The 12308-nt window shown below is 65.6% G+C and carries 12 protein-coding genes; 5 read left to right on the forward strand and 7 right to left on the reverse strand.

All coding sequences use genetic code 11. The features are described from left to right. Nucleotides 1-28 precede the first annotated feature (28 nt). From ACVW17_RS08905 to ACVW17_RS08925, 5 genes are all read left to right on the forward strand, one after another. Nucleotides 29-907 (forward strand): F0F1 ATP synthase subunit gamma, encoded by an 879-nt coding sequence (locus ACVW17_RS08905; protein ID WP_456751533.1) that lies wholly within the window; start codon nt 29-31, stop codon nt 905-907. A gap of 26 nt (nt 908-933) precedes the next feature. Further along, nucleotides 934-2376 (forward strand): F0F1 ATP synthase subunit beta, encoded by a 1443-nt coding sequence (atpD, locus tag ACVW17_RS08910; protein WP_456751534.1) that lies wholly within the window; start codon nt 934-936, stop codon nt 2374-2376. A gap of 117 nt (nt 2377-2493) precedes the next feature. Then, on the forward strand, nt 2494-2901 hold the full coding sequence (locus tag ACVW17_RS08915) for a F0F1 ATP synthase subunit epsilon (protein ID WP_456751535.1): 408 nt from the start codon (nt 2494-2496) through the stop codon (nt 2899-2901). A gap of 300 nt (nt 2902-3201) precedes the next feature. Further along, on the forward strand, nt 3202-4872 hold the full coding sequence (locus ACVW17_RS08920) for an adenylate/guanylate cyclase domain-containing protein (RefSeq protein WP_456751536.1): 1671 nt from the start codon (nt 3202-3204) through the stop codon (nt 4870-4872). Nucleotides 4873-5094: 222 nt separating this feature from the next. Further along, a complete protein-coding gene (locus ACVW17_RS08925) occupies nt 5095-6090 on the forward strand; it encodes an AraC family transcriptional regulator (RefSeq protein WP_456751537.1) in 996 nt (331 codons plus the stop codon). Here ACVW17_RS08925 and ACVW17_RS08930 read toward each other — a convergent pair. From ACVW17_RS08930 to rsfS, 7 genes are all read right to left on the reverse strand, one after another. After that, nucleotides 6048-6548: an RNA pyrophosphohydrolase gene (locus tag ACVW17_RS08930; protein ID WP_456751538.1), complete on the reverse strand. Its 501-nt coding sequence runs from the start codon at nt 6546-6548 to the stop codon at nt 6048-6050. The two genes, ACVW17_RS08925 and ACVW17_RS08930, sit on opposite strands and share 43 nt — an antisense overlap. A 20-nt stretch (nt 6549-6568) precedes the next feature. Further along, complete coding sequence (locus ACVW17_RS08935) at nt 6569-7072, reverse strand: RNA pyrophosphohydrolase (RefSeq protein ID WP_456751539.1); 504 nt, start codon at nt 7070-7072, stop codon at nt 6569-6571. 83 nt (nt 7073-7155) lie between these two features. Further along, nucleotides 7156-8367 (reverse strand): divergent polysaccharide deacetylase family protein, encoded by a 1212-nt coding sequence (locus tag ACVW17_RS08940; protein WP_456797029.1) that lies wholly within the window; start codon nt 8365-8367, stop codon nt 7156-7158. 151 nt (nt 8368-8518) lie between these two features. After that, on the reverse strand, nt 8519-9895 hold the full coding sequence (locus ACVW17_RS08945) for a S41 family peptidase (RefSeq protein ID WP_456751541.1): 1377 nt from the start codon (nt 9893-9895) through the stop codon (nt 8519-8521). Next, a complete protein-coding gene (locus ACVW17_RS08950; protein WP_456751542.1) occupies nt 9892-11274 on the reverse strand; it encodes a murein hydrolase activator EnvC family protein in 1383 nt (460 codons plus the stop codon). The genes ACVW17_RS08945 and ACVW17_RS08950 overlap by 4 nt, the downstream gene beginning before the upstream one ends. 40 nt (nt 11275-11314) lie before the next feature. After that, entirely contained in the window at nt 11315-11797 is a 483-nt protein-coding gene (gene rlmH / locus ACVW17_RS08955) for a 23S rRNA (pseudouridine(1915)-N(3))-methyltransferase RlmH (protein WP_456751543.1), read from the reverse strand. Nucleotides 11798-11847: 50 nt separating this feature from the next. Beyond that, the gene (gene rsfS / locus ACVW17_RS08960; protein WP_016847840.1) at nt 11848-12216 is read right to left on the reverse strand and encodes a ribosome silencing factor; all 369 of its coding nucleotides are present in this window, start codon (nt 12214-12216) and stop codon (nt 11848-11850) included. Between the last annotated feature and the right edge of the window lie 92 nt (nt 12217-12308).

Here is a 12308-nt window from a genome sequence, read left to right on the forward strand (position 1 = left end):
GTGGTCGGATCGCCGGGGTGAACGAAGAATGGCGTCACTAAAAGACATGCGGGTCCGCATCGCCTCGACCAAGGCGACGCAGAAGATCACCAAGGCCATGCAGATGGTCGCAGCCTCGAAGCTGCGCCGCGCGCAGAACGCCGCCGAAGCGGCGCGGCCCTATGCCACCAAGATGGATGCGGTAATCTCCAACATCGCCGCCGCGGCCAATGGCACGCCGGGCGCACCGGCGCTGCTCGCCGGCACCGGCAACGACCAGGTTCACCTGCTGCTGGTCTGCACCGGCGAGCGCGGCCTGTCCGGCGCCTTCAACTCGGCCATCGTGCGCCTGGCGCGCGAGCGGGCGCAGTCGCTGCTCGCGCAGGGCAAGGACGTCAAATTCTTCTGTGTCGGCCGCAAGGGCTACGAGCAGCTGCGGCGGACCTTCGAGAAGCGGATTGTCGAGCATCTCGACCTGCGTTCGGTGCGCCAGATCGGCTTCGCCAACGCCGAGGACATCGCCAACAAGGTGCTGGCGCGGTTCGAGGCCGGCGAGTTCGACGTCTGCACGCTGTTCTATTCGCGCTTCCAGTCGGTGATCGCGCAGATCCCGACCGCGCAGCAGATCATCCCGCTCGAGGTCGCCGCGCCCGCCGCGGGCGCGGCTCCCTCCACGTCCTATGAATACGAGCCGGAAGAGGATCAGATCCTCGGCAGCCTGCTGCCGCGCAACCTCGCGGTGCAGGTGTTCCGCGCGCTGCTCGAAAACAACGCCTCGTTCTATGGCGCGCAGATGAGCGCGATGGACAGCGCGACCCGCAATGCCGGCGAGATGATTCGCAAGCAAACCCTGATTTACAACCGAACCCGTCAGGCCCAGATCACGAAGGAGCTGATCGAGATCATCTCCGGCGCTGAGGCGGTCTAAGGCAGATTTTCGAAGGAGAACAGTCCATGGCTACAGCAGCCAATCCGATCGGTCGCGTTACCCAGGTCACGGGCGCCGTGGTCGACGTGCAGTTCGAAGGCCACCTTCCGGCGATTCTGAACGCGCTCGAGACCAAGAACGGCGGCAACCGCCTGGTGCTCGAAGTCGCCCAGCATCTCGGTGAATCGACCGTCCGTACCATCGCGATGGACATCACCGAAGGTCTGGTGCGCGGCCAGGAAGTGACCGACACCGGCGAACCGATCCGGGTGCCGGTCGGCGAAGGCACGCTCGGCCGCATCATCAACGTGATCGGCGAGCCGATCGACGAAGCCGGTCCGATCAAGTCCGACGGCGTGCGCGCCATCCACCAGGAAGCGCCGACCTACACCGATCAGTCCACCGAGGCCGAAATCCTCGTCACCGGCATCAAGGTCGTCGACCTGCTTGCTCCGTACGCCAAGGGCGGCAAGATCGGCCTGTTCGGCGGCGCCGGCGTCGGCAAGACCGTGCTGATTCAGGAGCTGATCAACAACGTCGCGAAGGCGCACGGCGGTTACTCGGTGTTCGCCGGCGTCGGCGAGCGTACCCGCGAGGGCAACGATCTCTATCACGAGTTCATCGAATCGAAGGTCAACGCCGATCCGCACAATCCGGATCCGAGCGTGAAATCGAAGTGCGCGCTGGTGTTCGGCCAGATGAACGAGCCGCCGGGCGCCCGCGCCCGGGTCGGCCTGACCGGTCTGACGGTCGCCGAGCATTTCCGCGACCAGGGCCAGGACGTGCTGTTCTTCGTCGACAATATCTTCCGCTTCACCCAGGCGGGTTCGGAAGTGTCGGCGCTGCTCGGCCGCATCCCGAGCGCCGTGGGTTATCAGCCGACGCTGGCGACCGACATGGGCGCGCTGCAGGAGCGCATCACCACCACCCAGAAGGGCTCGATCACCTCGGTGCAGGCGATCTACGTGCCGGCCGACGACCTGACCGATCCGGCGCCCGCCACCTCGTTCGCGCATCTGGACGCCACCACGGTGCTGTCGCGCGCGATCTCGGAAAAGGGCATCTATCCGGCGGTGGACCCGCTCGACTCGACCTCGCGCATGCTGTCGGCGCTGGTGGTCGGCGACGAGCACTACAACACCGCACGTATGGTCCAGCAGATCCTCCAGCGCTACAAGTCGCTGCAGGACATCATCGCCATTCTCGGCATGGACGAACTGTCGGAAGAGGACAAGCTGACGGTCGCCCGCGCCCGCAAGGTCGAGCGCTTCCTGTCGCAGCCGTTCCACGTCGCCGAAATCTTCACCGGCTCGCCGGGCAAGTTCGTCGACCTCGCCGACACCATCAAGGGCTTCCGCGACCTCTGCGAGGGCAAGTACGACCACCTGCCGGAAGCGGCGTTCTACATGGTCGGCACCATCGAAGAAGCCGTCGAGAAGGGCAAGAAGCTGGCGGCCGAAGCCGCCTGAGTTAGCGAATAGCGAATAGGGAGCGGCGAATAGGGAAAGAGTGACGAGCGCATTCGCTACTCGCCATTCGCTATTCGCCTCTCACCAGTCGAAACCAGTCTGAACTACGGGCGCTCCATGGCCACCTTCCACTTCGATCTCGTCTCTCCCGAAAAGCTCGCCTTCTCCGGCGAGGTCGATCAGGTCGACGTCCCCGGCGTTGAGGGTGATTTCGGTGTGCTCGCCGGCCACGCGCCTGTCGTCGCCACGGTTCGTCCGGGCATCCTGACGATCACGACCGCCGGCAAGAAGGAGAAGGTGATCGTGCTCGGCGGTCTCGCCGAAGTGTCGGACAAGGGCCTCACCGTGCTCGCCGACGTCGCGACCGCGATTGCGGAGCTCGACCGCGCCAAGTTCGCGGAGACCATCAAGGAGATGGAAGAGAAGCTTGCCGAGCACGAGGGCACCGAGCTCGACCACGCGATCGAGCGGCTTGACCACTTCAAGAGCATCCAGCACGAGCTCAACGCGACGGCGATGCACTAAAGCATGATCCGGAAAAGTGCGAAGCGGTTTTCCGAAAAGATCATGCTTAGACAACAAACCAAGGCGCGATGACGGTTCAACCTAATCACATCGCCCTTTAAGGCGATTGCTGATCTGTGATCGCGCCATGCGCTCAAGTCGGGCGCGGCTTTGTGAAATCGCTCACACTTTCTGCCTTCATCGATCAAGCCTTGAACGATTCAACGCTCGCCGCGCCCCGGCGGGCATTGAATGTTTATTGCACCCGCGAGCGTCTGGCGGCATGCTGCCCGGCACATTCGGGTTCCGGGGCTGGTGCTCATGAAGCGCAAGATCGCAGCGATCTTCGCAGCCGATATTGCAGGCTATAGTCGACTGGTTGCCGAGGATGAGGAAGAGACGCTGCGGCGGCTCGCGTCCTACCGCCAGGTCACCGACGATTTCATTGCCAAGGGCGGTGGCCGCATCTTCAACACCGCGGGTGACGCGGTGCTGGCGGAATTTCCCAGCGCCGTCGAAGCCGTGCGCTGCGCGATCGACATCCAGGAAAGCCTGCGCACGCGCAACATGGCCTATCCGCCGAGCCGGCAGATGGCGTTCCGGATCGGTATCACGATCGGCGACGTGGTCGAGCGCGACGGCGATCTGCTCGGCGATGGCGTCAACATCGCAGCAAGGCTCGAGGGCCTCGCCGAGGTCGGCGGCATCTGCGTGTCGCGCGCGGTCCATGAGCAGGTCGCCAACAAGCTGTCGGTGCAATTCGCCGACATCGGCGCGCAGGAAGTGAAGAACATTCCGACCCCCGTGCACGCCTACATGGTGGCGATGCGGCGCGAGGACGGCAGCTACGCGACGCCCCAGGTCAAGAAGCCGGCCAAGGCCGCGCGTGCGGCCGCACCGGCCTGGATGTGGCCCGCCGCAATCACGCTGGTGCTGCTGGCCGCCATCGGCGTCGGCGGCTTCCTGTATTACACCAAGCTGGAAACGTCGGCGGCGAAGCCTGCGGTCGTGACAAGCTCGACGCCGGCGCCCGGGTCCCTGGTCTCGGCTGCACCGGCACCATTGGTCGCACCGTCGCCGTCGCCATCGGCGGCGCCGTCTGTCAAACCCCCACCGGCACCCACATTGGCCGCGCCAGTGTCCGAGCCGCCGCCATCGATCACATCGGGCGACAAGCTCGTCGCCGGCATGACACCCTTTGTCAGCGATCGCACCCGCAACGGGCTCGCGACCGAATATCTGCCCGCGGGCGATTCCAAGGCGCTTGCCCTCAACATCAATGGTTTCGTCGGCTGGAGCGTGGCGCAGCCGAGCGAGGACGCGGCGAAGACGGCCGCGCTCGACCTGTGCCAGAAGCGCGCCGACAATGCAGGCTCGCCGCGCAAATGCGAGTTGTACGCCGTCGGCAATACGATCGTGTATAGCCACGGCCTGCCGCCGGTGCCGCCCTTGCCATGGGTCAAGCGCGATGCGCTGGTTGAGAAGCCGTATACGACCAAGGACGTTCCGCTGCTGCGCGAGCCGGCCAGGGCAAGGCTCGAAAGCCTGTTCGTGCCGGGACGCAAGACGCGAACCATCGCGCTCGGCCCGGGCGGCCACTACTTCTTCAATTCGGGCATCGATTCACTGGAGGAATCCGCGCGTCGCAACCTGCAGGCCTGCGGCGCGGTCGCGGGCGTGCCGTGCACGATCGTCGCGGTCGACGACGTCTTTGTGGTGCCGATCCCGGCCACATTGCGCGTGACCGGCTTCTTCAAGCCCGCCGACAGCTCGGTCATCATGCCGAACGAGCGCGGCGATGTCGTGCGCAAGCTTGCCGATGCGACGACCGGCTGGAATGCGGTCGCGGTCGGCACCCAGGGACGGCCCGGACTGGGCCTGAAAGCGGAGAACGAGCAAAGCGCGGTCAACGCCGCGCTCGCGGACTGCGTCAAGCGCGACAGCGATTGCCATGTCATCGCGATCGGCCCGTTCACGGTCGGCCCGAACTAATCTTACTGCGTCAATGGAGGTTTTTGGTCACGAAAGGCTCTGAACGAATCCTGCCGTCATTGCGAGCGAAAGAGAAGGAATCGTGCCTCAGCAAGACTAGAACATGATCCGAATGTGAGGCAGCTTACAGCAGGGATCACGCACACATGACAAGCTGCGGCGCGATGACGAACTGGCCTCGCAGCATCGCGACGTCTCTCCCACGTAACGGGTCATTCTGAAGTGCTGACTTTCTCCACCGACGCGCTCCGCCCGCAAGACCGCTTCGAGCATTGGTGCGACGTGCGCGGCAAGAGCCTGTTCGGGGTCACCATCGAGCTCGAGCGCGACAAACGGCCCGACTTCCGCGGGCGCTTTTCCGCGACGCCGATCGGCGATGCCGTGCTGGCGGAAATGTCGGCGTCGTCCTATCGCGTCAGCCGCACGTCGTCCGATATCGCGCGCGTCCCGAGCAACAGCCTGCAACTCGCCTGGCAGGTGCGCGGCCCCGGTCATCTGAATATCGGCCGCGATCGTGTTCAGTGGGTGGACAACGGGGATCTGGTGTTCGGCCACTCCAATCTTCCGTTTGCGTCGACGCCCGACCGGACCGATGGCTTCCACTTCTTCAGCCTCAAGATCCCCGTCACCGCCGACCTCGCCCTTGGTGCGCGGATCGAGGATGCCCCGCCGGTCATGCTGACGCGGGGCGCGGGCCTGACCCGGCTGGTCGGCGCCATGTTCCGCGCCATGACGCAGCATCCGGCGCAAGCCGGCCAGTTCACTGCCGAGGTCACGCATATGGTGCGCCTGGCGCTGCTCGCGCGCGGGCGCGTGCGGCCGCGCCAGGATGAGGTCCGGGCCGCGCTGCATGCCGGCTACCTCCACGCCGCGCGCGAAATCCTGTTGCGCGATCTGCATCGCACCTCGCTCTCGCCGGCCACTGTTGCCGCCGAGCTCGGCATTTCGCTGCGGCAAGTGCATGCGCTATTCGAGCCGACCGGCCTGTCGTTCGCGCGGACGCTGACGGCGGCGAGGTTGAAAGAGGCGAGGCGGCTGCTCTATGCCACGCGGGAGCGCGGCATCGACGAGATCGCATTCTCCTGCGGCTTCGACAGCATCGCGACCTTCTATCGCGTGTTCCGCGCGACCTACGGCATGACGCCGGGCGATGCGCGGCGGATTCCGCCGCCGGATCAGCCGGCGAATTCGGCGAACCAGGTCGCGACCGTGCGATAGACGTCGCGGCGGAACGGCACCACCAGATCGGCGACACGGTCGAGCCGCTCCCAGCGCCATTGATCGAACTCGGCGGGCTGGCCGTTGCGCGGCGTCAACGGATCGATCTCGGCGTCTTGTCCGGTGAAGCGCAGCGCAAACCATTTCTGCCGCTGGCCGCGGAATTTCGCCAGCCGGTGCGAGGCCGGACCGTCATAGGCGGGGAATTCGTAGGTCATCCAGTCGGTCTCGCCGAGATAATCGGCGCTGACCGCTCCGGTCTCTTCCCACAATTCGCGCATCACGGCCTGGCGCGGATCCTCGCCGTCGTCGATGCCGCCCTGCGGCATCTGCCAGTCGAGGCCGGGCAGCACGATCTCCGGACCGTCGTCCTTGATCCGGTGGCCGATCAGCACGCGTCCGGCCGCGTTGAACAGCGCAATGCCCACATTGGGCCGATAGGGCTTATCTGATGACATTTCGGCGCTGCGTCGTGGGTCTATTTGGCTGCCAGCGCGGCAAATTCCTTCACGACGCGCTCATAGACCGGCCGCTTGAACGGCACAATCAGCTCCGGCAGATTCTTCATCGGCTCCCAGCGCCAGGTGATGAACTCGGCCTTGTGGCCGCCGCCGGGGTTGGCGACGTTGATCTCGTTGTCCTTGCCGGTGAAGCGCAACGCGAACCACTTCTGCCGCTGGCCGCGATAGCGGCCCTTCCAGGCGCGCCCGGCGACGGTGCGCGGGATGTCGTAGATCAGCCAGTCCGCGACCTCGCCGAGCTTCTCCACCGATTTGACGCTGGTCTCCTCGTAAAGCTCGCGCTTGGCCGCCTGAAACGTATCCTCGCCGGGATCGACGCCGCCTTGCGGCATCTGCCAGACATGGGCGTCGTCGACATGCTCGATGCCGCCGGCGCGGCGTCCGATGAAGACCAGCCCGGCGGTATTCAGCAGCATGATGCCGACGCAGGTTCGATAGGGCAGGTCTTCATAACGTGCCATGCTGCCGCTACCTCGCCCAGTTCCCGGCGCCACCAGACCCGGCCCCCCGGCAAGGTCTCAAGTCGCACCAACAGATTGATCTTCTAGCCCGATTTTGATTTCAGCATCGCCGTTGTCAATGGCACAAGCATGATGCCCTTGGAGTCCAGTGTCTTGAGCCAGGCGCCGAGCCGCTCGATCGAGACCGGCAGCGCCGAGGCGACGCCCACGGCGGTGCCGCGTTCCTTGGCGATGGTTTCCAGCTTGACCAGTGCGCGGTCGATTTCTGCCGACGTCGGCACCGCGTCGATGGCGAAATCGGCCTTGGCAAACGGCAGCGACTGGCCCGCGGAGAGCGTCTGCGCCACGCTGCGCGGGGTGGTACCATCGTCGAACCAGCTCAGGCCGCGCTTGGCCGCTTCGCGCACGATCGGCTGCATCACGAGATCGGTCGCGACGAACCGCGCCCCCATGAAATTGGCGATCCCGGCATAGCCCTGCAGGCGGCTCAGATGCCAATAGAGCCGGTCGAGGTTCTGCTCGCTGCCCAGGGTGGTCAGCAGGGTCTGCGGGCCCGGATCGTTGTCGGGATAGTCGAACGGCTCCATCGGGATCTGCAGCAGGATCTCGTGGCGCTGGGCGCGGGCGCGTTCCGCAAGCTTGCCGGGGTCGACGCCATAGGGCGTGAAGGCCAGCGTCACGGCCGGCGGCAGCTTCATGATGGCGTCGGCGGTCTTGGCGGCGCCGACGCCGAGGCCGCCGACCACGATGGCAACCACGGGCATCCGGGCCGCCTTGGCACGGTCGGCCTCGGCCGCATAGACCGTGAACGGCTTCAGGCCGTCGGCGACCATCGGGATCATGCCGTAGCGCGACTTTTCCAACAGGCGCGGGTCGACCCCGGCCATCGCGACCGGAGATGCCTCGCCATCGGCCTTGTCCCCCGGATCGCCGGCGCCGATCACGACATCCTGGCGCTTGCCGCTGGAGCCGTCGATGATGGTGACCGTTCTGGCGTCGCTCGATGCGGCCGGCGCCTTGGCGGCGGATTTGACCGCCGGCTCGGCCGGCTGGGCGGCCGGGGCGTGCTTGTCGTCGCCGGCTGCGGGCGGCGCATTGCGGAGCGCGATCCGGGCCATCGGCTCGCCGCCGAGCGGGTTGTCGTTGAACAGCGCGACGCCGGCGAAGCCGACCAGCACGAGGCCCAGCAGCACGGCGAGCGCCTGCATCGCCGTGAATGGCAGGCGGATACAGCGCGTCCTGCCCACGGTCTTCTGCCCAAGCGGCGTGCTCAGTTCGTCGGCCGCTTCTGCCATGACCCTCCCCGAATCAACAGCGCGAACGATAGCACGATGCGGTGCATTCCCGCGCACCGGCCGCCCCGTCAAAGCACGGTTACGGGTGGACATCCGAAAGCAGAAAGGGCGGCCCGAGGGCCGCCCTGTTCACCGAATCGATCGGATCGGATTAGTTCGCGGACTTGTTGGCCGGCTTGTCGGCCGCGGCCTTGTCGCCGGGCGCCTTGTCACCGGCCGGTGCCGGCGTGGCGTTCGAGGTCGACTTGATGCCGTGCAGCAGATCGTCGGCCATTTTCAGCGCCTTGTCGTCCTTGGCATCCGGCGGGACGTAGGACTGCGAACCGGTCTTCTCGTCGCCATCGTTCTTCAGATGGCCGCGCAGCGAGGCCTCGCCCTTGGTATCGGTGCGCGCCTTCAGCTCTTCCGGCACGTCCTGCAGCACCTCGATATCGGGCACGATGCCCTTGGCCTGGATCGACTTGCCCGACGGCGTGTAATAGCGCGCGGTGGTCAGGCGCAGTGCGCCGTTGCCCGAGCCGAGTGGGATGATGGTCTGCACCGAGCCCTTGCCGAACGAACGGGTGCCGACCAGCGTTGCCCGCTTGTGGTCCTGCAGCGCGCCCGCGACGATCTCAGACGCCGAGGCCGAGCCGCCGTTGATCAGCACGATGACCGGCTTGCCCTTGGTCAGGTCGCCCGGATGGGCGGCGCGGCGCTGGGTTTCCTCGGCATTGCGGCCGCGGGTCGAGACGATCTCACCACGCTCCAGGAAGGAGTCGGACACGGTGACCGCTTCTTCCAGCAGGCCGCCGGGGTTGTTTCTGAGGTCGATGATATAGCCCTTCAGCTTGTCGCCGATCTGGCCCTGCAGATTGGCGACCTCCTTCTTCAGGCCTTCGGTGGTCTGCTCGTTGAAGGTGGTGATGCGGATATAGGCGATGTCGTCGGCCTCGACGCGCGCGCGCACCGAGCGGACGCGGATGTTGTCGCGCACCAGCGTGACGTCGATCGGATTGTCCTGGCCCTTGCGGATGATCTTGAGCTTGATCTTGGTGTTGACCGGACCGCGCATCTTCTCGACGGCCTGGTTCAGGGTCAGGCCCTGCACGGCTTCGTCGTCGAGGGTGGTGATGATGTCGTTGGCCATGATGCCGGCCTTCGAGGCCGGAGTGTCGTCGATCGGCGAGACCACTTTGATCAGGCCGTCTTCCATCGTGACTTCGATGCCGAGGCCGCCGAATTCGCCGCGGGTCTGCACCTGCATGTCGCGGAAGCTCTTGGCGTCCATGTAGCTCGAATGCGGATCGAGGCCGGACAGCATGCCCGAGATCGCGGATTCGACCAGCTTGGAATCATCCGGCTTCTCGACATAGTCGCTGCGCACCCGCTCGAACACGTCGCCGAACAGATTGAGCTGGCGGTAGGTGTCCGACGTCGCGGCGCGCGCGCTCGATCCCATCAGCACAGCGCGGGGCTGCGTGACGAAAAGCGTCAGGGCCGCGCCGGTGGCGGCGCTCAGGAGAATTACCGAAGTCTTGCGCATCATCCGCGAACCTTTTCGCCTTCATTTGCGGCCCACCATGGACCTGGATCGATTGGAGTGCCGTCTTTCCGGAACTCGACATAGAGCACTGGCTGGCTCGCATTGGTCGCGAGAATGGATGCAACCTGGGACGTCGACCCCATGGTCGCAACCGGCTCCCCCGTCAGTACAAACTGGCCGATGTTTACCGAAATACGCTCCATCCCGGCGATCAGGACATGATACCCGCCCCCGGCATTGAGGATCAAGAGTTGTCCATAGCTGCGGAAAGGACCAGCGTAAACTACCCAGCCGTCACACGGGGTTGTGACCTGCGCGCCCGGCTTGGCCGCCAAAGAAATGCCTTTTTGTACGCCTCCCGCGCCATCGGAACCGCCAAATTCGCGAATCTTGGTGCCATTCACGGGATACGAGAACAGGCCCTTGGCCGAGGCGAAGGCGACCGCCGGGCTCATGCGGGCGGGATCCTTCAGGGCTCCCAGATTCGGCTTGCCGTTAACCGTCGCCGGCGCCCCCTGGAGGCTCGCCGTGGCGGCGGCCTTGGCCGCGCTCTTGAGGTCCTGCTCCATCTTGGCGATCAGGCTCTGCAGGCTGTCGGCCTGCTTGGCCAGCGCGACGGCGCGCGCGCCTTCCGCCTCCATGTCCTTTTCCGCCGCGCTCTGCTGCCGTTGCCGTTCGTCGACCAGCGCCGCAAGCCGGGTCTGGTCTTCTCTGAGCTTGTCGCGGTCGGCCGCCAGCGCATCGCGCTCGGCGGAGATGGTCTTGCGCAGCGCGACCAGTTCGCCGAGGTCGGCGGCAAGCTTCTCGGCGCGGACCCGCAGCTCCGGCACCACGGCGCCGAGCAGCATCGCGGTGCGCAGCGATTGCAGCGCGTCCTCCGGCCGCACCAGCAGCGCCGGCGGCGTGCGCCGTCCGGCGCGTTGCAGCGCGGCCAGCACCTCGATCACGTCGGAGCGGCGTGAATCGAGCGAGCTGCGGATCTCGCGCTCGCGGCCGTCGAGCGGCTGCAGGCGTGCCTCGGCATCCGCGATCCGGGTCTCGACGCCACGCACCTGGCCGGCAATGTCGATCAGCTCCTGATTGAGCTTGCTGCGGTCCTGGCCGATCGCCGCGATGTCGGCCTTCAGCTTCTCCTGCTGCTCGGCCGCCTTGCGCTGCTGTTCGCGCGCGGCCTCGAGCTCCTGCTCGCGCTGCTTGATGGCGTCGGGCGAGGTCTCCGCCGTTGCGGCCTGCTGCGCCGGCGGCGCGGGTTGCTGCGCAGGTGATGTCGTTTGCGCGTGCGCTGCTGACAGCTGAGCGGCGAAGATTGCGACCGACAAAGCCTCCGGCAGCCAGCGGCGCGCGGTGCCGAAATACGAAACTGTGTCCCGCTTGTGCTGCATTCGCGTGCGTTCAGCGCTTTCGACTGTCGGCCACCGCGCCTTACGCGCGATGATAGGGGTGGCCGGCCAAAATGGTTGCGGCCCGATAAATCTGTTCCAGAAGCATGACGCGGACCATTTGATGCGGCCAGGTCGCGGAGCCGAATGCAATTCGCAACGAAGCCTTGCGCTGCAATTCCGGCGAAAGTCCGTCCGCGCCGCCGATCACGAAAGCCGTATGCGGCTGTCCCTCGTCGCGCCAGCGGCCGAGCTGCTGCGCGAAGCTTGCGCTGTCGATGCTCTTGCCGCGTTCGTCGAGCGCGACCAGCATGTGCTTGTCCGGCAGCAGCGCCGCGATCGCCGCAGCTTCTTCCGCGATCCGCGCAGCCGTGTCGCGCGCGCGGCTCTCCGCAATCTCATGAATCTCCAGGCCGCGAAAGCCGAGCTTGCGGCCGATATCCTCGAAGCGCTCGCGGTACCGCTCCGCGAGCTCCCGTTCAGGGCCCTGCTTCAGGCGGCCGATGCAGATCACGACAAGGCGCATCAGCGCAAACTATCTGCGCTGCAGCCGATTCGCATCGGCTTCGACACCCCTTAGACCGCCGCGACCGCCGGGTTCTGAGTCCACAACCGTTCGAGATTGTAGAACTCGCGCACCTCAGGCCTGAACACGTGCACGATCACCTCGCCGGAATCGATCAGCACCCAGTCGCAATTGGGCAAGCCCTCGACATGGATGTTCTTGACCCCGTTTTCCTTGAGGCTCTTCGTCACATTTTCCGCGATCGCGCCAACGTGCCGGTTCACCCGGCCGGTGGTGACGATCATGTAGTCGGAATATGCGGATTTGCCGCGGAGGTCGATGGTGACCGTCTCTTCCGCTTTCATGTCCTCGAGGCGGGAGAGGATCAGGCTCAGCGTCTTGTTGGCATCCGGTTTGTCGGCGTCCGGTTGCGCCTGCAAGGCCGCGGTTTTCGTCGATGTTTTACGCGCAGTCTTTGGAACCTTGGGTAAAACAGACTTTGACAATACAGATGTGGCCAGGGACCATTTCC

The sequence above is a fragment of the Bradyrhizobium sp. USDA 4473 genome (genome assembly GCF_054063335.1).

Coding starts and splice junctions, on each gene's coding strand:
- ACVW17_RS08945 (WP_456751541.1), bottom strand. CDS start 9,895: ATGATGCGCAAGACTTCGGTAATTCTCCTGAGCGCCGCCACCGGCGCG.
- rlmH (WP_456751543.1), bottom strand. CDS start 11,797: ATGCGCCTTGTCGTGATCTGCATCGGCCGCCTGAAGCAGGGCCCTGAA.
- atpD (WP_456751534.1), top strand. CDS start 934: ATGGCTACAGCAGCCAATCCGATCGGTCGCGTTACCCAGGTCACGGGC.
- ACVW17_RS08920 (WP_456751536.1), top strand. CDS start 3,202: ATGAAGCGCAAGATCGCAGCGATCTTCGCAGCCGATATTGCAGGCTAT.
- ACVW17_RS08950 (WP_456751542.1), bottom strand. CDS start 11,274: ATGCAGCACAAGCGGGACACAGTTTCGTATTTCGGCACCGCGCGCCGC.
- ACVW17_RS08935 (WP_456751539.1), bottom strand. CDS start 7,072: ATGGCACGTTATGAAGACCTGCCCTATCGAACCTGCGTCGGCATCATG.
- ACVW17_RS08915 (WP_456751535.1), top strand. CDS start 2,494: ATGGCCACCTTCCACTTCGATCTCGTCTCTCCCGAAAAGCTCGCCTTC.
- ACVW17_RS08940 (WP_456797029.1), bottom strand. CDS start 8,367: ATGGCAGAAGCGGCCGACGAACTGAGCACGCCGCTTGGGCAGAAGACC.
- ACVW17_RS08930 (WP_456751538.1), bottom strand. CDS start 6,548: ATGTCATCAGATAAGCCCTATCGGCCCAATGTGGGCATTGCGCTGTTC.
- ACVW17_RS08905 (WP_456751533.1), top strand. CDS start 29: ATGGCGTCACTAAAAGACATGCGGGTCCGCATCGCCTCGACCAAGGCG.